General features: G+C 73.6%; 26 protein-coding genes. 14 read left to right on the top strand and 12 right to left on the bottom strand.

All coding sequences use genetic code 11. The features are described from left to right. Positions 1–100: 100 nt before the first annotated feature. The 4 genes from ODJ79_RS26925 to ODJ79_RS26910 all read left to right on the top strand — a co-directional run bounded on the left by ODJ79_RS26925 (position 101) and on the right by ODJ79_RS26910 (position 3997). Positions 101–1003, top strand: coding sequence for an aminoglycoside phosphotransferase family protein (locus ODJ79_RS26925; RefSeq protein WP_263026377.1), 903 nt, complete (start codon positions 101–103; stop codon positions 1001–1003). Between the two features lie 47 nt (positions 1004–1050). Further along, positions 1051–1302 carry a hypothetical protein gene (locus tag ODJ79_RS26920; protein ID WP_263026376.1) on the top strand — a complete coding sequence of 84 codons (252 nt, stop codon included), beginning with the start codon at positions 1051–1053 and terminating at the stop codon, positions 1300–1302. Between the two features lie 49 nt (positions 1303–1351). Further along, positions 1352–1579, top strand: a complete 228-nt coding sequence (locus ODJ79_RS26915; RefSeq protein ID WP_263026375.1) for a hypothetical protein — start codon at positions 1352–1354, stop codon at positions 1577–1579. Between the two features lie 213 nt (positions 1580–1792). Beyond that, positions 1793–3997 carry an Hsp70 family protein gene (locus ODJ79_RS26910; protein ID WP_263026374.1) on the top strand — a complete coding sequence of 735 codons (2205 nt, stop codon included), beginning with the start codon at positions 1793–1795 and terminating at the stop codon, positions 3995–3997. Between the two features lie 10 nt (positions 3998–4007). On the opposite strand, the gene ODJ79_RS26905 is transcribed toward ODJ79_RS26910, so the two are convergent. The 6 genes from ODJ79_RS26905 to ODJ79_RS26880 all read right to left on the bottom strand — a co-directional run bounded on the left by ODJ79_RS26905 (position 4008) and on the right by ODJ79_RS26880 (position 8676). Next, positions 4008–5189: a metallophosphoesterase gene (locus ODJ79_RS26905; protein WP_263026373.1), complete on the bottom strand. Its 1182-nt coding sequence runs from the start codon at positions 5187–5189 to the stop codon at positions 4008–4010. Positions 5190–5205: 16 nt separating this feature from the next. Further along, positions 5206–5880, bottom strand: a complete 675-nt coding sequence (locus ODJ79_RS26900) for a nucleoside/nucleotide kinase family protein (RefSeq protein ID WP_263026419.1) — start codon at positions 5878–5880, stop codon at positions 5206–5208. Between the two features lie 2 nt (positions 5881–5882). Next, entirely contained in the window at positions 5883–6545 is a 663-nt protein-coding gene (locus tag ODJ79_RS26895; protein ID WP_263026372.1) for a hypothetical protein, read from the bottom strand. A 68-nt stretch (positions 6546–6613) separates the two neighbouring features. Continuing rightward, the gene (locus ODJ79_RS26890; RefSeq protein WP_263026371.1) at positions 6614–6865 is read right to left on the bottom strand and encodes a hypothetical protein; all 252 of its coding nucleotides are present in this window, start codon (positions 6863–6865) and stop codon (positions 6614–6616) included. Positions 6866–6967: 102 nt separating this feature from the next. Beyond that, positions 6968–7732 (bottom strand): glycosyltransferase family 2 protein, encoded by a 765-nt coding sequence (locus ODJ79_RS26885; protein WP_263026370.1) that lies wholly within the window; start codon positions 7730–7732, stop codon positions 6968–6970. 8 nt (positions 7733–7740) lie between these two features. Next, positions 7741–8676, bottom strand: a complete 936-nt coding sequence (locus ODJ79_RS26880; protein ID WP_263026369.1) for a glycosyltransferase family 2 protein — start codon at positions 8674–8676, stop codon at positions 7741–7743. A 451-nt stretch (positions 8677–9127) separates the two neighbouring features. Between ODJ79_RS26880 and ODJ79_RS26875 the strand changes: the two genes are divergently transcribed. The 4 genes from ODJ79_RS26875 to ODJ79_RS26860 all read left to right on the top strand — a co-directional run bounded on the left by ODJ79_RS26875 (position 9128) and on the right by ODJ79_RS26860 (position 12027). Beyond that, positions 9128–9280: a hypothetical protein gene (locus ODJ79_RS26875; RefSeq protein ID WP_263026368.1), complete on the top strand. Its 153-nt coding sequence runs from the start codon at positions 9128–9130 to the stop codon at positions 9278–9280. A 95-nt stretch (positions 9281–9375) separates the two neighbouring features. After that, positions 9376–10311 (top strand): sulfotransferase family protein, encoded by a 936-nt coding sequence (locus tag ODJ79_RS26870; protein ID WP_263026367.1) that lies wholly within the window; start codon positions 9376–9378, stop codon positions 10309–10311. Between the two features lie 43 nt (positions 10312–10354). After that, entirely contained in the window at positions 10355–11263 is a 909-nt protein-coding gene (locus tag ODJ79_RS26865; RefSeq protein WP_263026366.1) for a hypothetical protein, read from the top strand. Between the two features lie 296 nt (positions 11264–11559). Next, entirely contained in the window at positions 11560–12027 is a 468-nt protein-coding gene (locus tag ODJ79_RS26860; RefSeq protein WP_263026365.1) for a response regulator transcription factor, read from the top strand. Positions 12028–12188: 161 nt separating this feature from the next. Here ODJ79_RS26860 and ODJ79_RS26855 read toward each other — a convergent pair whose 3' ends face one another. From ODJ79_RS26855 to ODJ79_RS26845, 3 genes are read right to left on the bottom strand one after another with little or no spacing between them, the layout of a single operon-like run. Continuing rightward, entirely contained in the window at positions 12189–13283 is a 1095-nt protein-coding gene (locus ODJ79_RS26855) for a M20 family metallopeptidase (RefSeq protein ID WP_263026364.1), read from the bottom strand. Beyond that, the gene (locus ODJ79_RS26850; RefSeq protein WP_263026363.1) at positions 13280–13942 is read right to left on the bottom strand and encodes a response regulator; all 663 of its coding nucleotides are present in this window, start codon (positions 13940–13942) and stop codon (positions 13280–13282) included. Before ODJ79_RS26850 ends, ODJ79_RS26855 begins: the two co-directional genes overlap by 4 nt. Further along, positions 13939–15069: a sensor histidine kinase gene (locus ODJ79_RS26845; protein WP_263026362.1), complete on the bottom strand. Its 1131-nt coding sequence runs from the start codon at positions 15067–15069 to the stop codon at positions 13939–13941. The genes ODJ79_RS26850 and ODJ79_RS26845 overlap by 4 nt, the downstream gene beginning before the upstream one ends. Positions 15070–15212: 143 nt before the next feature. Here ODJ79_RS26845 and ODJ79_RS26840 point away from each other — a divergent pair, with 143 nt between their 5' ends. From ODJ79_RS26840 to ODJ79_RS26825, 4 genes are all read left to right on the top strand, one after another. Then, complete coding sequence (locus tag ODJ79_RS26840; protein ID WP_263026361.1) at positions 15213–16154, top strand: carboxymuconolactone decarboxylase family protein; 942 nt, start codon at positions 15213–15215, stop codon at positions 16152–16154. Further along, positions 16147–16584 carry a DUF6220 domain-containing protein gene (locus ODJ79_RS26835; RefSeq protein WP_263026360.1) on the top strand — a complete coding sequence of 146 codons (438 nt, stop codon included), beginning with the start codon at positions 16147–16149 and terminating at the stop codon, positions 16582–16584. The genes ODJ79_RS26840 and ODJ79_RS26835 overlap by 8 nt, the downstream gene beginning before the upstream one ends. Continuing rightward, entirely contained in the window at positions 16581–18257 is a 1677-nt protein-coding gene (locus tag ODJ79_RS26830; protein ID WP_263026359.1) for a multicopper oxidase family protein, read from the top strand. The genes ODJ79_RS26835 and ODJ79_RS26830 overlap by 4 nt, the downstream gene beginning before the upstream one ends. Positions 18258–18459: 202 nt before the next feature. Further along, entirely contained in the window at positions 18460–19083 is a 624-nt protein-coding gene (locus tag ODJ79_RS26825; RefSeq protein ID WP_263026358.1) for a TetR/AcrR family transcriptional regulator, read from the top strand. On the opposite strand, the gene speB is transcribed toward ODJ79_RS26825, so the two are convergent. Continuing rightward, positions 19045–20145 (bottom strand): agmatinase, encoded by a 1101-nt coding sequence (speB, locus tag ODJ79_RS26820; RefSeq protein WP_263026357.1) that lies wholly within the window; start codon positions 20143–20145, stop codon positions 19045–19047. The genes ODJ79_RS26825 and speB overlap by 39 nt on opposite strands. Before the next feature lie 74 nt (positions 20146–20219). On the opposite strand from speB, the gene ODJ79_RS26815 reads away from it, so the two are divergent. Beyond that, entirely contained in the window at positions 20220–21113 is an 894-nt protein-coding gene (locus tag ODJ79_RS26815) for a serine/threonine-protein kinase (RefSeq protein ID WP_263026356.1), read from the top strand. Positions 21114–21148: 35 nt separating this feature from the next. On the opposite strand, the gene ODJ79_RS26810 is transcribed toward ODJ79_RS26815, so the two are convergent. Continuing rightward, positions 21149–21970, bottom strand: a complete 822-nt coding sequence (locus ODJ79_RS26810; RefSeq protein WP_263026355.1) for a universal stress protein — start codon at positions 21968–21970, stop codon at positions 21149–21151. Then, complete coding sequence (locus tag ODJ79_RS26805) at positions 21967–23433, bottom strand: amino acid permease (protein WP_263026354.1); 1467 nt, start codon at positions 23431–23433, stop codon at positions 21967–21969. Before ODJ79_RS26805 ends, ODJ79_RS26810 begins: the two co-directional genes overlap by 4 nt. A gap of 133 nt (positions 23434–23566) precedes the next feature. Between ODJ79_RS26805 and ODJ79_RS26800 the strand changes: the two genes are divergently transcribed. Further along, a complete protein-coding gene (locus ODJ79_RS26800) occupies positions 23567–23932 on the top strand; it encodes an STAS domain-containing protein (RefSeq protein WP_263026353.1) in 366 nt (121 codons plus the stop codon). Positions 23933–23944 lie beyond the last annotated feature (12 nt).

Below are 23944 nucleotides of genomic sequence, written 5' to 3'. Positions count from 1 at the left end.
CGGTCGGCGGTTGGCGGTCTCTCCATCCTCCGGACGAGCCGGAAGGTCTTCAACGCAATTACGTCGCCGCCGGATGTCACGTGTGCCACCATCGGCCGTCGTGCGAGATCTTCCGGCGGCCGTGCGGGCCAAGGCCGTGGACCTGGGCGCGACGGCGTGGCTGGAGAACCTCCCCGAGCTGATCGCGACCCTGGCCGCGGCGTGGGACTTGCGCCTGGGTGCGCCGTTCCAGGACCCGACCGAGGCGTACGTCGTGGAAGTCACCCGGAACGACGGCACGCCGGCCGTGCTCAAGCTGCTCGTCCCGCGCCCCGGCAGCACGGCCGCCGGCGAGATCACGTTCCTGCGCGAGGCGGGCGGCGACGCGTGTGCCCGGCTCCTCGCGTACGAGGAAAGCCTTGGTGCTCTGCTTTTGGAGCGGCTCGGCCCGGCCCTGTCCGACCTGGGTCTCCCGATGTCGCGGCGGCTGCCGATTCTGTGTGACCTGGCCGCCGCGGTCTGGCGCCCGACCGATGTGGATCTCCCGACCGGTGCCGTACGGGCGGCCCGCATGTCCCGCTATGTCCACCGGAAGTGGGCGGAACTAGGCGAGCCGTGCTGCCGCGCGGCGGTCGACCAGGCGCTCGCGGCGGGGGAGAGCCGGCGGCGCGCACACGCCCCGGGCCGGGCCGTCCTGGTGCACGGCGACATCCACCAGTGGAACGCGATGCGCGCCGGGGCCGGGTTCAAGCTGGTCGACCCGGACGGGTACGTCGCCGAGCCGGAGTGCGATCTCGGTGTCCTGCTGCGCGAGGACCCGGCCGAGGGTGATCTCCGGGACCGGTGCCGATGGCTGGCCGACCGGACCGGCACCGACCCGCGGGCGATCTGGGAATGGGGTCTGCTCGACCGGGTGGCCACCGGACTGACGCTGACGGTGGCCGGCCTCCAGCCGGTCGCCGCGCAGATGCTCGCCGCCGCCGAGGAGATCGCTGCGGCCGGAACCGAACCGTTTCGCCCCTGACGTCGCGGCGGCGCTGCGCCCGCGATCGCGCCGTCGGCGATGGTTGGATGGTGCCCGTGAGCAACCCGTGGGATGACGATTTCTCCCCATCCACCGCCGCCCTGAACACCTTGCGCTGGGCGCAGGAGAACGGCGCGGAGACCCTGGGCGAGGCGTACGACATGCTCGAGCAGCTGGAGCTCAGCAACGACGTGCCCGAGGTGCTCGGCGAGGACGACACGATCGACGACGTACGCGAGGAGCTCGACGTCGGCCTCGACACGGCCGGCCCGGACACCCCGCTGTCAGAGCTGCTGTAGCCGGAGAAATCGGTGGCGCGCGGATCGGCCGGGCGGGGAGGATGCGGGGATGTCCGGCGTGCCTGAGGGATTCACCTATCGTCTCCGCAAGAACGGGGACGTGGAGGTGTTGCACCACGGCCGCCCGGCCACGGTGCTCCGGGGCGCCGCCGCGGCCCGGTTCCTGGCCGACGTCGACCGCGACGATCCGCAGGAGCTGATGGCCCGCGTCACCGGCAATTACAAGCACGGCAACGAGCGGGCGGCCCGGCAGCATCCCCGCAACCGGCGCCGGTAGCGCACGACCGCCCTCGCGGCGGGGGTGTGCCGGGGCAGCCTTTGCTGCGGCGGTCGTGTGTAGCCTTGTCCGCGCATCGGTGCGGGCCGATGCTTGGTGTCGGCCTTGTCCCCGCTCTCGGTGCGGGGCGATGCTGAGTGCGGTCGCCGGTGCGGCCGTGGCCCGCCGGGGCGCGGAGCGGAAGGGGCCGGTGAAGGTCGCGGTGAGGCCGAGATGACGTACGGGCTGGGCGTGGACCTCGGTACCACCTGGACCGCCGCGGCGGTGCGCCGCGGGCAGGCCGTGGAGGTGCTGCGGCTCGGCGGCCGGCGGCCCGAGATCCCCTCGGTGATCTTCCTGCCGGAGAGCGGGCCGGTGCTGGTCGGCGAGCCGGCCGTGCGTCGCGGCGAGGCGCAGCCGGCTCGGCTGGCCCGCGAGTTCAAGCGGCGGGTCGGCGATCCGGTGCCGCTGCTGGTCGGCGGCTCGCCCTATCCGGCGCACGCGCTGCTCGCCCGCCAGCTGGAGCACGTGCTGACCGTCGCCACGGCCGCGGAGCAGGGGCCGCCCGACTCGGTGGTGCTCACCTGCCCGGCGAACTGGGGTCCGTACAAACGGGACCTGCTGGCCCAGGCGGCGCGGATGGCCGACGTGCCGCAGGTGGTCCTGCGCAGCGAGCCCGAGGCGGCGGCGGTCTCGTACGCGGCCGGCGAGCACATGGCCGACGGCGACGTGGTGGCCGTCTACGACCTGGGCGGCGGCACCTTCGACGCGGCCGTGCTGCGCCGCACCGCCGGCGGGTTCGAGCTGCTCGGCACGCCGGAGGGGATCGAGCAGCTGGGCGGGGCCGACTTCGACGAGGCGGTCTTCGACCACGTGACCCGGGTGCTGCCAGCCGAGCGGCTGGCCGGGGACGACCCCGAGCTGGTGGCGGCACTCACCCGGCTGCGGCGCGACTGCGTGGACGCGAAGGAGGCACTGTCCTTCGACACCGAGGTGATGATCCCGGTGGCGCTGCCCGGCCTGCACACCCGGGTGCGGCTGACCCGGCGCGAGTTCGAGACGATGATCGCGCCGGCGCTGGACGAGACGACGCGCGCGCTGGGTCGCGCGCTGCGCTCGGCACAGGTCGAGCCGGACGGGCTGCGGGTGGTGCTGCTGGCCGGCGGGTCGTCGCGGATTCCGCTGATCGGGGCGCTGGTCGGCGAGGCGTTCGGGCGGCCGGTCGTCGTCGACCCCAACCCGGAGCACAGCATGGCGCTCGGCGCGGCCCGCCTGACCGGCGTCATCCCGGCCCCGGCCCCGGCGCGGGCACCCGCGCCCGGCCCGGCACCCGCGCCCGGCCCGGCACCCGCCCCAGCTCCCGAGCGCGTGCCGGCCGTCGCCCCGGCACCCAGGTCACCCGCCGCCGCGGCCGCCCCGGTGACCGCGCCCGCCCCCTCCCCGGCCTCGCGCGCGTCGCCGCCGCAGCCCGTGTCGTCGCCGCAGCCCGTGTCGTCGCCGCAGCCCGGGGCGCCGCAGCCCGGGGCGCCGCAGCCCGGGGTGCCGCCGACGCAGCCGCCCGGGCCGAATCGGCCGTTCGCGGTGGGCCAGGCGTCGGCGGACGAGCAGACCCCCGTCCAGCTTCTCCCGCTCGGCATGATCGGCCCAGGCGGTCCGCCGGACATCGCGCCGCCACCGAGGGCTTCCGGACGGGCCGCCGGCCGCAACCGCGTCCGGATCCTGATCGCGGTCGTCGCCGTTCTCGTGATCGCCGTCAGCGTCCCGCTCATCCTGTGGCTGCTGCACCACGACAACCGCCAGGCCGCCGCCCTCCAGCCGTCGGCCGCCGCCAGCGCCCCGGCCTGCGGCTTCTCCGATGACTTCGCCGGCACCACGGTGGACCCCGCCTGGCAGCTCAGCCGGCCGGACCTGAAGCTCACGGTGAGCGGCGGCGCGGCCGACCTGGACGCCCCGAACGGCACGGACATCTACCGGACCAACATGACGGCGCCGATGCTGCTGCGCCCGGTGACCGGCGACTTCGTCCTGGAGGCCACGGTGGAGGCCGACCCGGCCGTCTTCTACCAGGGCGCCGGCCTGCTGCTGTGGAACGGCTCGGATCGGTACGTCCGGATCGAGCGCGGTTTCGGCGGCAACGGCACGGTGGGCTTCGAGTACCGGGACGGCGGCCCGCACAGGTGGGTGCACGGGCCGTTGCCGACCCAGCACCCGGTCCGGACCGAAGCGACCCGGCTAGTGCTGCGGATGACCCGGTCGGGCGATACCGTCACCGGTGCCTGGCGTCCGGCCGACAAGCCGGACTTCGCCGAGCTGGCCACCGTGACGATGACCCTGCCGGAAACCGTGCAGGTCGGCGTGGCCGCCCTCAACCGGGCCCAGGCCGGGGCGAGGCCCGCCCCGTTCCACGCCCGCTTCGACCAGATCACGGTGACCTGCTGAGGAACGCGGGTCAGGCGGCGCGCAGGGTCAGCAGGGTGATCTCGCTCGGCGCGAACACCCGGAACGGCGGCCCCCAGAACCCCGTGCCCCGGCTCGTGTAGAGCTGGGTGCGCGGCGAATGCCGGGACAGGCCCTGCAGCGCCGGCTGGTCGAGGCGCACCAGGTAGTGGAACGGCCAGATCTGGCCGCCGTGCGTGTGCCCCGAGATCTGCAGGTCGACCCCGTGCGCGACGGCACCGGCGATCTGCACGGGCTGGTGCGCCAGCAGCAGGATCGGCAGCGCGGGGTCGGCACCTTCCAGCGCCGCCTCGTGGTCGGCGTGGTGGCCGGGCACGCCGGAGCCGGCCGCCGTCCGGTCGTCCACCCCGGCGATGACCAGCGAGTCCCCGCCGCGGGACACGACCAGGTGCCGGTTGTGCAGGGCCTCCCAGCCGAGCGAGGCCATGTGCTCCACCCAGCGCTGGGCGCCGCTGAAGTATTCGTGGTTGCCGGTCACGTAGACCCGCGCCAGCGACGCCCGCACGTCGCCCAGCGGCGCCGCCTGCTCGCGCCGCTGGGCGACCTCGCCGTCGGCGATGTCACCGGTGTGCGCGACCACGTCCGGGTCCAGCTTGTTGATCGCCGCGGTCACCCCCTGGGACCACCGCACCCGGTCGATCGGGCCGTAGTGGGTGTCGGTGATCAGGACCAGGCGCAGGCCGTCGAGGCCCCGGCCGAGCCGATCGAGGGTCACCTCGACGCGGCGGACGCGTGGCACCCGCATGGCCTCGGCGTACCCCCAGAGGAGCAGGACCACCGCGACGACCGTGACCACCACGGTGGCGATGCGGTAGCGAGCCGGGCCGGCCACGCCGGCCGCCCACAGGACCGCGGTGAGCACCTGCCCGATCAGCGACCAGACGAACAGGACCCAGACGATGCCGAGGGTGGTGTCGGCGATCTTCGCCGGGCCGTCGCGGTGCCTGCCGCCGTGGCCGCTGAACATCAGGAACGGGAAGAGCAGCAGCGCGCCGGCGGCCACGATCGTGCCGGTGACCAGGACCGGGGTGGGCCAGTCGTTGCCGGAGGCGAGCAGCGTCCACCACGGGACGCCGAAGAGCAGCAGCAGGATCGCCGAGACGATCAGCGCGAACCGGACGGCGCGGGAGCGGCGCCGGCGCGGGCGGGTCTCTACTTCTTCACCGACAGACACCAGAAAACTATGCCACTCACGCCGGGGGAGTGCCGAAGGTGTGGATCACTGTCGGCGGGATGACCAGGTCGGCGCGGTCGCGGGTCGCGGAGATCACGGCGGCGTTGCGCTCGTCGGTGCCGCGGGCCCAGGCGATCGCGGCCGGCTCGGGCTTGCCGAACTGGATGTGCCGGGCGATCAGGCGGTCCATCCGGGTGTCCTGGTCGAGGTCGGCGTACCAGACCTCGGCGAGCAGCGGCCGGACGGCGCGCCAGCGCGGGGCGTCCAGCAGCAGGTAGTTGCCCTCGGTGATGATCAGCCGGGCGGTGCGCTCGATCGGGATGGCGCCGGCGATCGGCTGCTCGATGACCCGCTCGAAGCCGGGCGCGTAGACGATCTCGTCCTCGTCCTGGACCAGGCGGCGCAGCAGGGCGGCGTAGCCGAGCGCGTCGAACGTGTCCGGGGCGCCCTTGCGGTCGCGCAGGCCGAGTCGTTCGAGCTCGACGTCGGCCAGGTGGAACCCGTCCATCGGCACGTGCCTGACCCACCGGCCGGGGGTGAGGCCGGCCGGTGGATCGGGAGCGAGGGCGGCGACCAGTTCCTCGGCGAGCGTGGTCTTCCCCGCGGCGGGTGCGCCGGTGATGCCGAGGACCGCCCGCCGCCCGTCGGCCACCAGCCCGCGAGCCCGGGCGGCGAGCCCGTCGAACGTCAGGGTCACGGCTGGAACGATAAACCCATCCGCAGGCCGGCGACCCCGGCGGGCGAGAGCGGCCGGGCGGTGGCGCGGGTCAGCTCGTCCCGGACGCTCCCGGGCAGTTCGTCGGCGAGCGAGCGCAGCCGCGGGTACAGGTCGAGCACGTCGCGATGGGTCAGCGCGCCCACCCCGATCAGCAGCCCGTTGACCGAGCTGGGATCGGCGGCCAGCTCGGCGCAGACCTCCCGGCGCCAGATCGGGTCGTGCACGTGGGTGGCGAACTCGCGGGCGATCCGGTTGCCGGACGGCGAGGCCATCTCCAGGCGCGCGTGCCGGCCGGAGCGGGCGAGCATCGGCGCGAGGCGGCAGGCGATGCCCAGCATCCGGGCGAGCTCGGGCACGGTCAGCACCTCGAGACCGAGCGAGCAGGTCGCGCAGAGCCGTTGGTAGCTGCGCGCGTGCACCACGGACGCCGGTCGCGGGCAGTCGCCCAGCGGTCCGCAGAGCCGATCGAGGATGATCTCGGCGAGGGTGCCCTCGTGGTCGAAGCGGCCGACCCCGAAGTAGGCGGCGGGGCGGCTGCGGTAATGCGCCAGCGCGGTTCGGGCGCTGACATATCCGTCGGACTCGACCCCGATGCGGGGGACGCCGTTCTCGGAGTGCAGCTGGATCAGTCGGAACATCCTCGTCGCTCCCGGTGGGTGAAGCGCCAACTTGGTGCCGGGGGATACGAGCGTGGCGCGGGGACGGTTCACTCCTCACTGCGGGTGAACGAAAAATTCCTTCGACGGTGCCGAAAACGGTGCTGACCAGTGAGCCGAAAGCAATCGAACGTCACTGCGTGTAACGCGTAGACGCCGGAAGTGAGCATGACCCACACCGCCGCGAGCACCCCGGCGAGCCCCGGCGACAGCGCGTGCCAGGCGACCGGAAGGGTGGCCGAGCCGAGCGCCAAACCGGCGCCGGCGGTGGCCTCGGCGAGCCGGAACGGATCGATGGACATGACGGACAGCCTTCCGCTTCGGGCCGCCCGGCCGCTTCTGTCCCGGGTCCGGTTCGTGATCCAACTTTCGGCAGATGAATAAAACCGCCCAAGGCCGGCAAATCATCGGCGGGCCGTCATCAGGCCGGCGCCGGCCGCGGCCATCCCGGCCAGGGCGCCGCCGGCGCGCAGCGCGTGGTCGACCCCGCGCCCGCGCAAGGCCGCGCGCAGGTTGCCCAGCACCGCCTCCGGCATCGGGCGCAGCGCGGACCGGCCCTCGGCGAAGCAGCGCCGCAGGTACGCCGGGAACGAGGCGGCCGAACCGGGCACCTCGTGCCGCAGCACCGCGTCCGGCACGTGCCGCCAGCGGCCGCCGGACAGCGTGCGCATCCGCAGCGGCAGCTCGGCGGCCCGCCGCCCGAAGCCGCCGACCTCGCGAAAGACGCTGCGCCGTACCACCATCCCGGCCGGCCGGGCGGGTGGCACGACGGTCCAGGTCAGCTCGTCGGCGAGCCAGCGTGGCCGGCCGTTGCGCCAGTCCGGGCGCAGACCGGCGCCGGCGCCGACCACGGCCGGGTCCTGCAGGGCGCGGATCAGCCCGGCCAGCCAGCCCGGGTCGGCGATCACGTCGTGGCCGAGGAAGGCGATCAGCTCGGTGCCGGCGTGGTAGGCGCCGGTGTCCCGGCTGCCGCCCGGCCCCCGGTCGTTCTCCAGGACCGTGACCCCCGCCAGGTCGCGGCGGACCCGGCGGAAGTAGGCGAGGTCCTGGTCAACCACGACCAGCACCGCGGCCGGCCGGTAGGTCTGCGCCCGGACCGACGCGACGGCCCGCACCAGCGAGCGCCATTGGCTGGGCGGCCCGGCCGGGATGACGACGCTGACGTCCACGGCGTGGCTCAGTTCTCGATGGAGGAGATGCGGACCGGCTTGCGGTTGCCGGCGGTGGCGCGGCGGGTGTTCATCGGCAGCGCCTTGTCCAGCGGCATGGTGCTCAGCGAGGGACGGGGAGCGTCGCCGCGGGACTCGGTGGTCACCTGGCGGTGCACGGGGGCGGTCGTGGTGCGGCGGCGACGGGCCCGGCCGTACTCGCTGAGGATCGTGCGCAGCACCCGGAAGCCGTCCCGGAAGGTGTTGAGGTTGCTCCCGCCGTGGATGCGCTCGTGCTCGATGCTGCCGACCTCGCCGACCTCGAGGCCGGCGACCACGGCCCGGATGTTGATCATCGTCTCGATCTCGAAGCCGTCGCCCCAGAGCTTGCCGCCGCCGGCCGGCTGCGGGAGCCGGGTGTCGGGCAGGCCGAGGGTGGGCACGACGCTGCGCCAGAAGGCGTTGTAGCCGTAGCAGAGGTCGGTGAAGTCGGTGCCGAAAAGCACGTTCACCACCAGGTTGAGCCCGTCGTTGCCGAGCCGGCGCAGCCGGGTGATGTCGTGGCTGTGCCCGCCGTGGGTGAAGCGCGAGCCCTTCACGAAGTCGGCGCCGTCGAGCAGTCGCTTGACGAAGAGCGGGATCTCGCGCGGGTCGGTCGAGCCGTCCGCGTCGATCATCACGATGATGTCGCCGGTGCTGGCCGCGAAGCCACAGGCCAGGGCGTTGCCCTTGCCCCTGCGGGTCTGCTGCACCACGACCACGTCGGGACGCAGCTCGCGGGCGACGGCGACGGTGCGGTCGACCGAGCCGCCGTCGACCAGGATCACCTCGGCGATGTCCGCGGGCAGGGCGGCGAAGACGTGCGGGAGGTTGCGCTCCTCGTTGAGCGCCGGGATGACCACACTCACGCTCGGTGACGTCGGAGCGTCACCGAGGGTGTCGCCGGTGGCGTGCGAGAGCTCCATGTCCGGATCCCTTCCCGGGCCGCGAACCGACCGTATGGGTGGGATCAGGGGGTTGATCCGCACGTCGTTCGCTGTGCCGATCACCGTAACCCGACATTACGCAGAGTCAAACGCGACCGTGATCACTAGATGGCGAGCGTGGCGCTCAAGGCGTTGACCTCGACGGACTCTCTGGTGAACGGATGTCACGGCGATGACCCTGGGTAACGGCCAATCGCGGGTTCGACGACCGTATCTGGCGTATACCGGGCCATCGGGGCAAACCAGATACACAGCCTCTAATCCGTACAATAAAAAAATGTCGGAAAAACCTAACGATGGCGCCCCGCCGCACGGCGACATTACGAAGCGTCACGATCGAGCTGCAGTACCGTTAGGGTCGGCCGGGAATGGCCGCGCCCGTGTCCGCCGAGGTCGATAGGTGACGGCCTCCCTTACCGATGGTGATGCCATGAAAGCCGAAGATGCAGTCTGTGTCTGCGGGCACCCGCGCGCGGCGCACGAGCACCACCGTCGCGGCACCGACTGCGCGCTCTGCGACCCCGGCGCGTGCGTGCGGTTCCGCCGGGGGAGCTGGTGGCGCCGGCTGGCCCGCAGCCGCTGACCGTCCCAGTAAGTGGCGTGGGGTCGCGAAAACCTACTAAGTCTGTAGGCTAGGTGCCACTTCGAGCGTGCGGGCGTACGACAGGAGGGACCCCCATGCCACTTCCCGATTTCCTGATCGCGGGCGTGCCCAAGGCGGGGACGACCGCGCTGCACGCGGCGCTGGCGCCGCATCCGGGGCTGTATCTGTCGCCGGTGAAGGAGCCCAAGTTCTTCCTCACCGACGGCCCGCCGCCGCGCCACGGCGGCCCCGGCGACGTGCAGACCTATCAGGAGCACGTCTGGCGCCGGGAGGACTACGAGGCGCTGTTCGCCGCCGCCCCCGCGGGCGCCCTGCTCGGCGAGGCCACCCCGTTCTACCTGCACGACCTCGGCGCGCACGCGCGGATCAAGGCGCTCGTCCCGCAGGCCCGGCTGATCCTGCTGCTGCGCGACCCGGTCGACCGCGCGCATTCCAACTGGACCCACCTGTGGAACGCGGGCCTCGAGCCGGAGGCCGACTTCCTGGCCGCCTGCCGGGCTGAGCCGGCCCGGATCGCGGCCGGCTGGGCGGCGTTCTGGCACTACACCGGGCTCGGGCTCTACGGGCGGCAGATCGAGCACCTGTACCGGCATGTCCCGCGCGAGCAGGTGCTGCTGCTGCGCTACCGGGAGCTCAAGGACGACCCGGCCGCGACCCTCGACCGGGTCTGCGCGTTCCTCGGCGCGGAGACCGGGGTGCTCACCGAGATCCCGAAGGAGAACGTGAACCGGCACGTGGTGGAGGACACCGCCGTCAACGCGGCGCTGCGCTGGCTGCTGCGCACCGGCGGCACCTTCGGTCATCGCTTCCCGGTGCCGCTGCGGCTGGCCGCGCGCGGGCCGCTGCTGACCGTGCTGCACCGCAAGACCGGTGCCCGGCCGGTGACCACGCCGGCCGAGCGGGCCGCCCTGCTGCCGCTGTTCGCCGCGGACATCGCGATCTTGCAGGAGGTCACCGGGGAGCGTTATGACGACTGGTTGTCCGTGGACCGGCACGCCAAGGTCAAATAGGGCATTAATATACCTTTTAGTCCGAATTGCTAGGGAGGCCGCCTTGACCATCGGAACCGTCACGCTGCCGCTGCCGAACTGGGAGGAGACCACCGTGGTGGTCGAGCCGCCCGGCGACGAACCCGGTTCCTGGGCCGGCGCGCCCAGCTCGATCGTCGCGGACGGATGGGTCTACCTCGCGTACCGGCTGCGGCTGCCGATCGGCGAGGGGCGGGGGATCGCGAACGTCGTCGCCCGCTCCCGCGACGGGATCAGCTTCGAGACGGTGGCCGAGGTGACCAAGGACCGGTTCGGGGCGGAGTCGCTCGAACGGCCGGCCCTGGTGCGGACCGCGGACGGGCGGTGGCGGCTCTACGTCAGCGTCGCCACCCCCGGCACCAAACACTGGCGGGTCGACCTGCTCGAGGCGGCCACACCGGCCGGCCTGGCGACGGCGGAACCCCGGACGGTGCTGCCCGGCGGCGAGACGGCCGGCGTGAAGGATCCGGTGCTGCACCACGACGAGTACGGCTGGCACCTGTGGGCCTCGGTGCACCCCCTGGAGAGCTGGGACGACGCCGACCGGATGACCACCGAGTACGCGACCAGCCCGGACGGCGTGCACTGGACCTGGCGGGGCACCGCCCTCGCGCCGCGGCCGGGGGAGTGGGACGCCCGCGGTGTGCGGGTCTCGTCGGTCCGGGTGGACGGCGACGAGATCACGGTCGCCTACGACGGGCGGGCCACGGCCGCCGAGAACTGGGAGGAGCGCACCGGGGTGGCCCGCGGCAAGCGCCAGGCCGACGGCACGTTCGGCGAGCTCACCGCGGCCGACGGGCCGGTCGGCAGCCCGCACCCGCCGCACGGGCTGCGCTACCTGAGCCTGGTCACGCTGCCCGGCGGCGGCGAGCGGATCTACTACGAGGCCACCCGCGAGGACGGCGCGCACGACCTGCGGACCGAGCCGGCCTGATCGCCGGCCCGCCGGTCTCTGAGAGCGCGATCACGATCGGCGGGGCCGGGCAAATCGCCATCAGGCGGGTGCCTTACCGTCCTCGATCGACGCAAGGTGCGCGCGGTAAACGGCCGCACTGTCAGTGGCGGGGCTCGTCTCACAAGGACGGGACTCCGCCATTCCCTTCCCCGGGCCGCCGGTGTCGCCCACGACCGCTCCCGGCCTGCAACCAAGATTCTTCTGCCGGTGCGTCGCCGCGTGCCGATAGTCGGGCCGCTCCCAGCAAAGCGAAGCCTCCCGATCAGGAGAAGCAAGTGGTTGTTGCCGCGGCGTCCACCGTCCTCACGTTCACCGAGCCGTCGCTGTCCCTGCTGTCGCCGGTGGCCGACCGGCCGACGGACGTGGCCGAGCCGACCATCCTCATCGCCGCCGACGACGACGCCGTGCGCAACCTCGTCGCCGCCAAGCTGGTCGCGGCCGGCTACCACGCGATCACCGCCGAGGACGGCACCGAGGCCCTCGACCTGGTCCACCGCGAGCAGCCCGACATGGTGATCCTCGACGTGGTGATGCCCGGCATGGACGGCCTGAGCGTCTGCTACGAGCTGCACTCCTCGTCGGCCACCGCCCAGATCCCGGTGCTGATGCTCAGCGGCAAGGACCGCCAGGTCGACATCGACCTGGGCCTCACCGTCGGCGCCGACGACTACCTCATCAAGCCCTTCAGCCCCGCCGAACTGATCTGCCGGGTCCGCTGGCTGCTGCTCGCCAACGGCGACTGACCACGCATCAGCGACGCCGGCGGGCGGACGAGACCTGAGCGTTTCCCTTCCGCGCCCTTTCCCGTACGACGAGGACCGGTCCCCGGTGCAGCGGACGGCCTGGCCGCCACACCGGCTCCGCGCCCGGCCGCCGGGTGGGCCCGGCCCAAGACCTCGCGGCGTCAAGCCTTCGCCAGGTTGTCCAGGAAGCCGCGCAGCGCGTCCCGGTAGGGCCGTAGCGAGCGCAGGTCGACGTATTCGGCGGGGCCGTGCTGGCCGTCGCCGGACGGGCCGAAGATGACCGCGTCGATGCCCAGGGCGTGGTAGTAGCGGCCGTCCGCGGCGCCGTGCTTGCGCAGCAGGTCGGCGGGGTGGCCGGTGGCGCGGATCGCCTCGCGCAGGGCCCGCACGCCGGGGCCGTCCGGGTCGGCGTGGTGTGGCGGGCCCAGCGCGTCGACGACTGCGGGGACACCGGTGATCCCACTGAGGTGCGCGGCGATCTCGGCGCGGTCCCGGCCGGCGAAGTCGGGGTCGGTGGGCGGGAAGCGGATGTCCAGCCAGGCCTCGGCGGCCGCGGGGACCTGGTTGTAGGCCTGGTTCGGCGTGGTGATCCGGGCGACGTTGACCGTCGTGACCCAGTCCTCGGCGGCCGGGACCGGGTGGCGCGCCAGCAGCCGCGAGATCGCCGTGTGCAGGGTGAGCAGCGCGTTCGAGCCGAGCCAGGGGTAGGCCGCGTGGGCGGCGCGGCCGGTGGTGGTCAGGCGGGCCTGGCAGATGCCCTTCGACTCGGTCACCACGCGCAGGGCGCTCTGCTCGCCGATCACGACGAAGCCGGCCCGCACGCCCTGCGCCAGCTGGTGTCCGGTGCCGTCGGCGCCGCCGACCTCCTCGTCGGTGACCAACTGCAGGCCGATCGGGTACGGGAGGGTGGCCGCCGCCTCCCGGAAGACGGCGGTCAGCACGAGCGCGGCGGCCTTCATGTCGTGCGCGCCCCGGCCGTAGAGCCGGTCCCCGTCGCGGCGCGGCACGAACTGCTCGTCGGCGGCGGGAACCACGTCGAGATGCGCGTTGAGGATCACCCGGAGCGGGCCGGCGCCGGCCGGCGTCAGCAGGGCGCTGGGCTTGCCGTTCGACTCGAAGCGGCGGACGACGAAGCCGGTGCCGGCCTCGGCGATCACCAGGTCGAGGGCGCGGCGCAACTCGGCCGGGCGGTCGGCGGTGGAGCGGATGGCGATCAGCTCGGCCAGGCGGTCGATCATCGAAGTGGCGGCGATCATCGGCGTCGCGGTGCGATCAGGCCGGACTCGTACGCCCACACCACCAGCTGGGCGCGGTCCCGGCAGTGCAGCTTCATCATCGCGCGGTTGACGTGGGTCTTCACGGTCAGCGGGCTGATCACCATCTGGTCGGCGATCTCGTCGTTGCTCAGGCCGCGGGCGACCAGTTCGGCGATCTGTTGCTCCCGGGCGGTCAGCACGTCACGTCCGGCGGCCGGGTCGGCCGGTGGCGGGGCGGTGACGAACTCGCTGATCAGCGTGCGGGTGACCGCGGGGGCGAGCAGCGCATCGCCGCGGGCCACCACCGCCACGGCCTGCAGCAGGTCGGCCGGGTCGGCGTCCTTGAGCAGGAAGCCGCTGGCCCCGGCGCGGAGCGCGGCGAACACGTACGCGTCGAGCCCGAAGTTGGTCAGGATCAGCACGCGCACGCCGCCCAGCCCCGCGTCGGCGGCGATCCGGCGGGTGGCCTCGATGCCGTCCAGGCCGGGCATCTGGATGTCCATCAGCACCACGTCGGGGCGCAGCCGGCGGGCCCGGTCGACGGCGGCCGCCCCGTCCGCGGCCTCGCCGACCACCTCCAGGCCGTCCTCGGCGTCCAGCAGCGCCCGGAACCCGGCCCGCATCAACGCCTGGTCGTCCGCGAGCAGCACCCGGATCACGCGGCGCCGTCCAGCGGGAAGGTCGCCCGTACGGCGAACCCGCCGTTGTCCCCGCGATCGGCGTGCAGCGTCCCGCCCAGCCCGGTCACCCGCTCCCGCATGCCGCGCAGACCGACCCCGGGCGTCACCGCGCCGTCGGGCAGGGCGCCGCCGTCGTCGGTGACCGAGACGGTCAGCAGCGCGGGGGAGTACTCGAGGCGCACCTCGGCGGTCGCCGGTCCGGCGTGCCGGGCGACGTTGGTCAGCGCCTCCTGCACCACCCGGTAGCCGGCCTGGTCGACCTCGTCGGGCAGCGCGGGCGGCTCGCCGGTGACGGTCACCTGCACCGGGACGCCGGCCGCCCGGGTGCGCTCGGCCAGCTCGTTCACCCGGGCCAGCCCGACCCGGTCGGCGTCGGCCGGCGAGCGCAGCACCTCCAGGGTCGCCCGCAGCTCGCGCATCGCCTCGCTGCTGGCCTCCTGGATCGCCAGCAGCGCGGCGGACGGCTCCTCGCCCTGCTTGCGGGCCAGGTGCACGGCGATACCGGCCTGCACCTTCACCACCGAGATGCTGTGCGTCAGCGAGTCGTGCAGGTCCCGGGCGATCCGCAGCCGCTCCTCGCCGGCCCGGCGCAGCGCCATCTCCTCCCGGGTGCGCTCGGCCTCGGCCGCCCGCTGCTCCACCTGCTCCAGGTACCTGCGGCGCTGCCGGGCGACCAGGCCGGCCACATTGGCGGCGACGAACCAGCCCAGCAGCAGCGACGTCCGCTCGATGATCTGCTGCCCGGGCCGGCCGGGCGGCGCCGTGGAGATGTCCTTGGCCAGGAACCCGGCGAGGAACACGAGGCTGGCCAGGCCGGCCGCCACCCGGTAGCCGCGCCAGGAGGCGACGTAGACCGTGCCGAGCACCGGGAACGCGGCGGACACGCCGGCGTGGACCCGCACGTGCAGGACCAGCATCGCCGCGGTCGTCACCAGCAGGGCCGGCACCGGGAACCGCCGGCACAGCGCGACGGCCACCGCGGTGACCAGGATGAGCGCGACGTCGAGCGGGCGGACCGGGCCGGCGTCGGGCGCGATCGCCGCCTGGCCGAACAGCAGCGCGCCGACGGTGACGCCGCCGAGGACGTAGGGCAGATCCGGACGCATGACCGCACTCTAGGACGGCCGCCGGGAGGGGTCATCCTGCATTCGCAGTACGTGGGAGTACCGCGCCCGCCGTGCCGCGCTCCGGTCGGATGCCTGCGGCGGCACGACGCTTTCCCGGCCCGGCGCGCCGAGCATCTCTTCGTATGGCATATCGATTCTTCGCCCCGCCACCGGCCCGGTCCGCTGCCGGCCCGGTGGCCGAGGTCTACCGGCAACTGCGCGCGGACTTCATCGGTCCGGCGCCGACCTTCCAGGCGCTCTCGGTGGCGCCGGGTCTGCTGACCGCCACCTGGACGCTGATGCGCGAGGCGCTGCTCGCCGGGCCCGCCGACCGGGTCGAGCGGGAGGTCGTCGCGGCCGCGGTGTCGCGGGCCAACCGGTGCCGGTTCTGCGTCGACGCGCACGTGACGATGCTGCACGCGCTCGGCGAGCACGAGCTGGCCGAGCGGATCGCCGGTGGCGTGCCGCCCGCCTCGGCCCGGCACGCCGCGCTGGCGGACTGGGCTGAGGCGAGCCGCACTCCGCGGGCCGCACGCTGGACCGGCGCGCACGGCCCCGAGCTGACCGGCACGCTGCTCGCCTTCCACTTCATCAACCGGATCGTCTCCGCGCTGCTCGCCCCCGACCTGCTGCCCGGCGGCATGCAGCGGTTCCCGGCGGTGCGGTCGGCCGGGGGACGGCTGTACGCCCGGACCGCGCGGTCGTTCGTCGAACCCGGTGACTGTTCGGTCGACGCCGCGTACGCCGCCCTGCGCGAGGTCGCCCTGCGCGGCGGGGACCTGCTGAGCGAGGCCGCCCGGGAGACCGTCGCGGGCACCGTGCGGTGGGAGGACGGTCGGCATCCGGACCGGCCCGCCGACTGGGCCGGCGACCTCGTCCGCGACCTGCCCGCGACCGAGCGGGTGGGCGCCCGGATCGTGCTGCTGGCCGCGTTCGCGCCCGGCGCGATCAGCGTCGGCGACGTCGGGTTGTGGCGGCTGACCCATCCCGGCGACGCCGACCTCGTGCGCCTGCTGGGCTACGGCGCGATCGCCGCCACCGACCACGTGGCCCGCGCCCTGCGGCAGGGGACCCGCCATGCGTAAGGCCTTCGTCATCGCCAGCGGCGTGCTGCTCGCCGTGTTCGCGTTGCAGTTCGTCTTCGCCGCGGTCGGCGCGTTCACCAAACCGGCCGGCGGCGACAGTTCCTACCGGCTGCACAGCATCACCGGGATGGCGGTGATCCCGCTCCTGACCCTGCTCACCGTCCTGCTCGCCGCGCTGGCGAAGGCGCCCGGCAAGCTGATCGGGCTGGCCGCGCTGCCGCTCGGGCTGGTGGTGCTGCAGGCGCTGCTCGCCGGGCTGGCCGGCGGGCTCACCGACGCGTCCGGCCGGACCACCACGGCCGGGCTGATCGTCGGCGGCCTGCACGCCCTCAACGGCATCATCGCGGTGCACGTCGTGGTCGCCGTCCTGCGCGGTGCGCGCAAGCTCTCCGCACCCACCGGCGAGCCGGTCCTGGTGGACCAGCCATGAGCACCGGTTCCCTGCTCGCCGCCGACCTGCTGATCGCGGTTCTCGCGGCGGCCGGATGGCTGGCAAGCGGCGCGGCGGCGGCCACGGGGCACCGCCGCGCCGCGCTCGGGCTCGGCGTGGTGGCGCTGGTCGCCACGTCGGCCCGAGCGGTCACCATCGTGTCGCTGGCCGGGGCCGGCTGGTGGTTCGCGGCGGAGAAGGTGCTCCTCGCCGCGCCGCTGTCCCTGGCGGCGATCGTGGTGGCGGTGGCCCGGCGCACCCCGGCCGCGCTGCTGTTCGCCGGGTACGCGACCACGGCCGGCCTGCTCGTCACGGTGCTGCACGCCTACCCGGTCACGCCGGGCGTGGCGCTGCTCGCCGCCGCCGGGGTGGCCGTCGCGACCGGGATCACCGCGCGGTCCCGGCCGGTGCTCGCGGTGGCGGCGCTGGCGCTGGTGGCCGGGACCGGCTTCGCCGTCGCCCCGGGCGCCCCCTCGCCGGTGCACCACCACGCGTATCCGACCGCCGACATCGGCGCGCCTACCAAACGGTTCGTCCTCACCGCCGCCACCGCGAAGGTCAAGGTGGACGGTCACGAGGTCGCGGCGTGGGCGTTCAACGGGCAGGTGCCCGGACCCGAGCTGGCCGCCACCGTCGGCGACGTGCTCGAGGTGACCCTGCGCAACCAGGACATCGGTAAGGGCGTCACCCTGCACTGGCACGGCTACGACGTGCCGAACGGGATGGACGGCGTGCCCGGCGTGACCCAGGCGGCCGTACTGCCCGGGCAGGAGTTCGTCTACCGGTTCCGCGCCGACCGGCCCGGCACGTACTGGTACCACACGCACGAGGCGTCGGACGAGGGCGTGCGGATGGGCCTCTACGGCGTGCTGGTCGTCCGCCCGGCTCCGGTCACCGGCCTCGACGTGACCGTGCCCGTCCACACGTTGTCCGGCCGTCCGCTGCCGTCGGCCGTGGTCGCCCGCGCCGGCGCGGGAACGCCCGTCCGCCTTCGACTGATGAACACGGACAACACCACGCACCGGTACGCCATGGCGGGTACCCCGTTCCTGGTGGCCGCGATCGATGGTCGTGACCTGCGCGGGCCCACCCCGCTGTCGAGGACCGCCGTCCTGATCCCGGCCGGCGGCCGCTACGACCTCACGTTCACCGCCCCGGCCACGCCCGTGGCGCTCTTCGTCGACGGCCGCCGGGTCTGGTCCACCGGCTCGGTGACCGATTCCCCCGGCGGGTGGCCGGCTCTGGACCCGCTCACCTACGGCACGCCCGCGCCGCCGCCGTGGACCGGTTACGACACATCGTTCACGCTGGTGCTCGACCGAGGGCTCGACCTGCACGGGCTGCTCCCGCGCTACGCACACACGGTCAACGGGGCGGCCGACCCGGACATCGCGCCCGAGATCGTGCGCCTCGGCGACCGGGTCGAGTTCACCATCGTCAACCGCTCCGCCGTCGTCCACCCCTGGCACCTGCACGGCCACCACGTGCTGGTCCTGTCCCGCAACGGCCGGCCCGCCACCGGCAGCCCGCTGTGGCTGGACTCGTTCGACGTCCGCCCCGGCGACGTCTGGAAGGTCACCTTCCGGGCCGACAACCCCGGCATCTGGGCCAACCACTGCCACAACCTGGCGCACGCCGCCGCCGGCATGACGCTGCACCTGATGTACGAGTAGGAGGGACCGCCGCGGCCCGCACCGCCAAACCTCATGACGTACGAGTCGGGTCCGGTCCCGTGGCGCACGGCGAGGTGCGTGGGTGGTCCGGCCCGTGCCGCCCGCGCCGGGCTGAGATCGGTGGTTGCGCTCGCCGTCTCCCCGGTGCGGACCGGCGCTCGGACGTGCGCCCCGTACCTGATGGTCGTGATAGACATGCGCGGTGAGCGACGTGATCCGCGGCAGCGGGCGGCGGGCGGCCCGGAAGCGGGCCGACGTGCTGGCCGCCGCCTGTGCGGTCGTCGCGGAGCGCGGCGCGGACGGGACCAGGTTCGCCGACGTCACCGCGGCCAGCGGGGTGGGCGTGTCGACGCTGCAGTACTACTTCGGCAGCCGGGAGGACATGCTCATCGCCGTGTTCCGGTTCGCGGCGCAGAGCGACTTCGACGCGGTGGGCGAGCGGCTCGCGGCGGTGACCGACCCGTGGGACCGGCTGGTCGCGATCGCCGAGCATCTCACCGGCGCGGTGGGCAGCGACACCGGGTGGCGGCTCTGGGTGGAGTCGTGGCGGTGGGCGTTGCGCGACCCGGAGCTGCGGGCCGAGGTGCTCGGCGACTACACGCGCTGGCACGAGCTGCTCGCCGGGATCGTCGCGGCCGGGGTGGCGGCCGGGCGGTTCGGCACCGACGCGGCGCCGATCGACGTGGCCCGGCAGGCGCTGGCCCTGATCGACGGGCTGGCGTTGCCGGTGGCCCTCGGCGATCCGCAGGTGACCGGCGCGATGGCCGGCGACCTGCTGACCGACGCGCTAGGCCGATTGGTCGGGCTGGGTCCCGCGGCCCGGTGAAAGGGTCCCGCGGCCCGGTGAAAGGGTCCCGTGGCCCTGTGAACGGGTCCCGCGGCCCTCCAGCAGGGGAGTGGCCCGGTTCCAGCGGGGGCCGTCGCCGTCCTTGCGCCGCCGGGCCATCCCGGAGAGCGCCTCGAGCACCACCCGGTTCCCGAGCATCGCGGTGATCTCGGCGTGGTCGAACGGCGGGGACACCTCGACGATGTCCATGCCGACGACCGGCAACTCGTGGCAGATCCGGGAGACCGCGTCCAGCAGTTGCCGCGCGGTCAGGCCGCCGGGCTCGGGCGTGCCGGTGCCGGGCGCGTGGCCGGGGTCGCAGACGTCGATGTCGACCGAGAGGAAGACGCCGTCGCAGTCGTCCATCGCGATCTCGAAGACCCGGCTCAGGACGGTGTCCAGGCCCTTGTCGACGATCTCGCTCATGTGGAACGAGTTCATCCCCTGGTCGGCCATCCAGTCGAGCACGTCCGGGCCCGGCCAGTAGCCGCGCAGCCCGACCTGCAGGAACCGGTCGCCGCGGACCGCGCCCGACTCGATCAGGCGGCGCATCGGCTGGCCGTGGCCGTAGAGGCTGCCGAACTCGATGTCCCCGGTGTCGGCGTGCGCGTCGAAGTGGATCACGCTGATCCGGCCGGCGCCGTGGTGGCGGGCGACGCCGGTGACGTCGGGCCAGGTCACCGTGTGGTCGCCGCCGAGGATCAGCGGGATCGCCCCGTTCCCGGCGATGAAGGCGACGGCGTCCTCGATGGTCTGGCAGGACCGTTGGATCTCGCCGGAGAACACCTCGAGGTCGCCCGCGTCCATGACGGACAAATCGCCCGTCAGGGCATCCACCCGCATGGCCATGTGCGGCCGCGAGCCGTCGTGCGGCAGGTAGTCGGTACCCCGGATGACCTGCGGCCCGAAGCGTGCGCCCGGCCGATGCGAGGTGCCGCCGTCGAACGGCGCCCCGATGATCACCACGTCGGCGTCCGGGTAGGTGTCGGGAGACGCCCAGTCGCACGCGGGCACGCCCAGGAAGGTGTAGTCGGGGCCGAACATCGGTCCATAGCGCGTCATCCGCGAAACTGTATCGCCATACAGTATCGGAGTACAGCGTTTGTGCGGGATCTCCGCCGGGTACCGCGCCGGTCATGGCAGCGCGGACCCTCGGCGGCAGGTATCGGCTGCTCCGGCGGATCGGCCGGGGCGGTATGTCCGAAGTGTGGCACGGCCACGACGCGGTGCTCGACCGGCCGGTCGCCGTCAAGGTGATCGCGCCCGGCCAGGACGTGACGGCCGAGCTGGTCCAGGCCGAGGCGCGGTCGGCGGCCCGGCTCGCCCACCCGAACGTGGCCGGCGTGCACGACTTCGGCACCTGCGCCGACCAGCCGTACATCGTGATGGAGCTGGTGGAGGGCCGCACGCTGGGCGAGCACCTGCGGGCCGGCCCACTCGACTGGCGGATCGCCGTGCGGATCTGCGCCGAGGTCGCCGCCGGCCTGGCCGCCGCGCACGCCGAGCACGTGGTGCACCGCGACATCAAGCCCGGCAACATCATGCTCACCCCGTCCGGGGCGAAGGTGCTCGACTTCGGGATCGCCGCCGCGGTGGGCTCGGCCGACCCGGACCCGGACGGCCCGGTGATGGGCACCCCCGCGTTCGTGGCGCCGGAGCGCTTCGCGGGTCATCCGGCCACCCCGGCGACCGACATGTTCGCCCTCGGCACGCTGCTCTACCAGTGCCTGTCCGGCCGCCTGCCGTGGACCGCCGCCTCGCCGACCGAGCTGGTCGAGGCGGCCTGCAAGCGCGACCCAGAGCCACTGCCGGAGATTCCCGCGCTGCCGGGCGAGGTGGTCGACCTCTGCTCGCGCTGCCTGGCCAAGGACCCGGCCGAGCGCCCGACCGCCCTGGTCGCCGCGCTGCTGCTGGGCGAGGCGGTGGACGCCCGGGTCTACGTGCCGCTGCGCGACCTGGCCCCGGTCGTCGTCTCGAACTGGATCGACCAGCCCACCTCCCAGGCCGGCGGCCGGCACCGCGCCCCTTAGCCGCCGCGCGGGCCAACCGCCGGCCTGCCGGACCGTCAGCCGCTGCGCGGGACGACCACCACCGGGCGCTTGGCGCGTTTGATCAGGCGGGCCGAGACACCGCCGAGCAGCACCCGGCGGGCCGGGCCGTAGCCGCGCGAGCCGCAGAACAGCACGTCCACGTCGTCCAGGCCGGCCAGCACGTCGACCACGTTGCCGCCGATCACCCGCCCGTCGGCGTCGCAGTCCGGTACCGAGGCGACCGCGGCGTCGAGGGACTGCTCGTACACCTCCCGGGCGGTCTCCAGGAACGCCTGCTCGGCGTCCTGCCCGGTCAGGAACGGCACCGCGCCCCGGCCCGAGGCGACCACCGTGTACAGGCGCAGCCGGGCCCCGGTGCGGGCGGCCAGCGCGGCCGCCTGGGTCAGCGCGGCGCGCCCGTCCGGGGTGTCCACGTAGGCCACGCCGATGGTCCCGAACGCGCCGGGCGGGTCGGTGTGGTCCGCCGGTGCCACCGCGACCGGGCAGACGCTGCCGGACAGCAGCCGCTCGGCCGTGCTGCCCGGCCGGCCGACCACGATGACCGAGGCATCCACCTGCTCGGCGAGATCGTGCAGCCCGTGCGCGGCCGACGAGGAGGCGATCGTGCGGTACTCGGCGGGTGCGTCACCGAGCGCGGAGCGTGCCTCGTCGAGCACCTGCCGCGCGGCCCGATGCCGGTCGGCGACCCACTCGGCGTCCACCCGGCCCGAGCCGAGCGCGGAGGGCGCCGGGTGCACCACCGCGACGATCAGCGGCGCACCGAGGGTCTCGGCGAGCCACCGGCCCAGCGTGAGCGCCCCGGTGCCGGGCGCGCCCGCGATCACCGGCCCGGTCACGGCTCGTCACCCGGCTCGGGCTCGCGCGCCCAGCCCGGCGTGCCGGCCACCGGCTCGGTGCGGACCCGGGAGTTGCGGTAGCCGTACACCGCGTAGATGAGCAATCCGACCGCCAGCCAGATGCCAAACCGCAACCAGGTCAGGGCCGGCAGGTCGGTCATCAGGTAGACGGCGAACGCCACCCCGAGTATCGGCAGCACCGGCACCCACGGCACCCGGTACGGGCGCGGCATCTCCGGCCGGGTCCGGCGCAGGATGATCACGCCGATGTTGACCAGCACGAACGCGAACAGCGTGCCGATGTTGACCAGTTCGACGATGGTGCCGAGCGGGACCAGCGCGGCCAGGATCGCGATCAGCACGCCTAGGCCGACGGTCAGCCGGGCCGGGGTGCCGTAGCGCTGGTTGACCACGGCGAGCCGCTGCGGCATCAGCCCGTCCCGGCACATCGCGAACATGATCCGGGTCTGGCCGTAGAAGATCACCAGAACCACGCTGGTGATCGCGACGACCGCGCCGAGCGCGAGGATCGCCGCCGCCCAGCCGATGCCGGCGCCCTTGTCCAGCGCGGTGGCGAGGGGTGCGTCGCTGCCCTTCATAGTGTCGGGGGAGGCGATGCCGAGCGCGCCGACGGCGGTGAGCACGTAGAACACCGTGCAGATCAGCAGCGAGCCGATGATCGCCCAGGGCAGGTCACGGGCCGGGTTGCGGGCTTCCTCGCTGCCGGTGGAGACCGCGTCGAAGCCGATGTACGCGAAGAAGATGACCGCCGCGGCGGCGGTCACCCCGTGGAATCCGGCCGGGGCGAACGGGGTGAAGTTGCCGGTGCCGAAGTTCGCGAACGCGACCACCAGGAAGAACACCAGGATGGCGAGCTTGATGACGACCATGACCAGGTTGACCCGGGCGGACTCGGTCACCCCCCGGACCAGCACGAAGGTGATGGCCAGGACGACGAAGACGGCCGGCAGGTTGAACGTGCCGCCCTCGGACGGCGACTTCGCGATCGCGTCCGGCAGCTGGTAGTTGAACGCGGCGTCCAGGAACGCGTTCAGGTTGCCGCCCCAGCCGACCGCGATGCCGGCGACCGACACCCCGTACTCGAGAATGAGGTCCCAGCCGATGATCCAGGCGACCAGTTCGCCCAGCGTCGCGTACGAGTAGGTGTACGCGCTGCCGCTGACCGGGATGGACGACGCCAGCTCCGCGTAGGACAGCGCGGAGAAGACGCAGGCCACCGCGGCCAGCACGAACGACAGGATGACCGCGGGGCCGGCGATCCCGGCGCCCTTGCCGATCACCACGAAGATCCCGGTGCCGATGATGGCGCCCACGCCCATGGCGGTCAGCTGGGTCACCCCGACCGCCTTCTTGAGGCCGTGCCCCTCCTCGGCCGTCTCGGTGATCAGGGAGCGCACGTCCCGTACCGCGAAGATCCCCGGCCGGCCCGATGTCGTTGCCATGGTCCACCATCCTTTGCCATTGGCGGCTACCGATCTCACCTTGTGCTCAGGTGGTTACCGTCCGCAAGTCGAGAGCGGTACCGAAACCGGTGGGCCGCCTGCGGACGCGGGGGCAGGGCGGTACGGTGAGGCGATGGGAGAGGCGGTGGTGACGATTCGCCGTCAGGCTGACGGCGTCCTCGTCATCGAGGTCCGCGGCAGTCTCGACGCGGCCACCGTGGACGCGCTGCGCACGGCCATCCTCGGCACGTTGCAGCGGGAGCGCCCGGTCACCCTGATCGTCGACCTGACCTTCGTGGTCTTCATGGATTCGCTCGGCATCGGCACGCTGGTCAGCGGCCATCGCGCGGCCCGCGAGGTGGGCACCCGGTTCCTGCTGCGCAACCCGAGCGAGTTCGTCCATCGGCAACTGCGCGTCACCGGACTGACCGAGATGTTCGGGCTGCCGCCGTCCCCGTCGTCCGCCGTGACGTTCTCGCTGTCCAACGGTGATCTCTGATCCCGCGCGCGA

Source organism: Actinoplanes sp. KI2, from assembly GCF_025630775.1.
Taxonomy (GTDB): Bacteria; Actinomycetota; Actinomycetes; order Mycobacteriales; family Micromonosporaceae; genus Actinoplanes.
The sequence above is the reverse complement of the archived record's forward strand: the minus strand, read 5'-3'. Positions and strand labels throughout refer to the sequence as shown.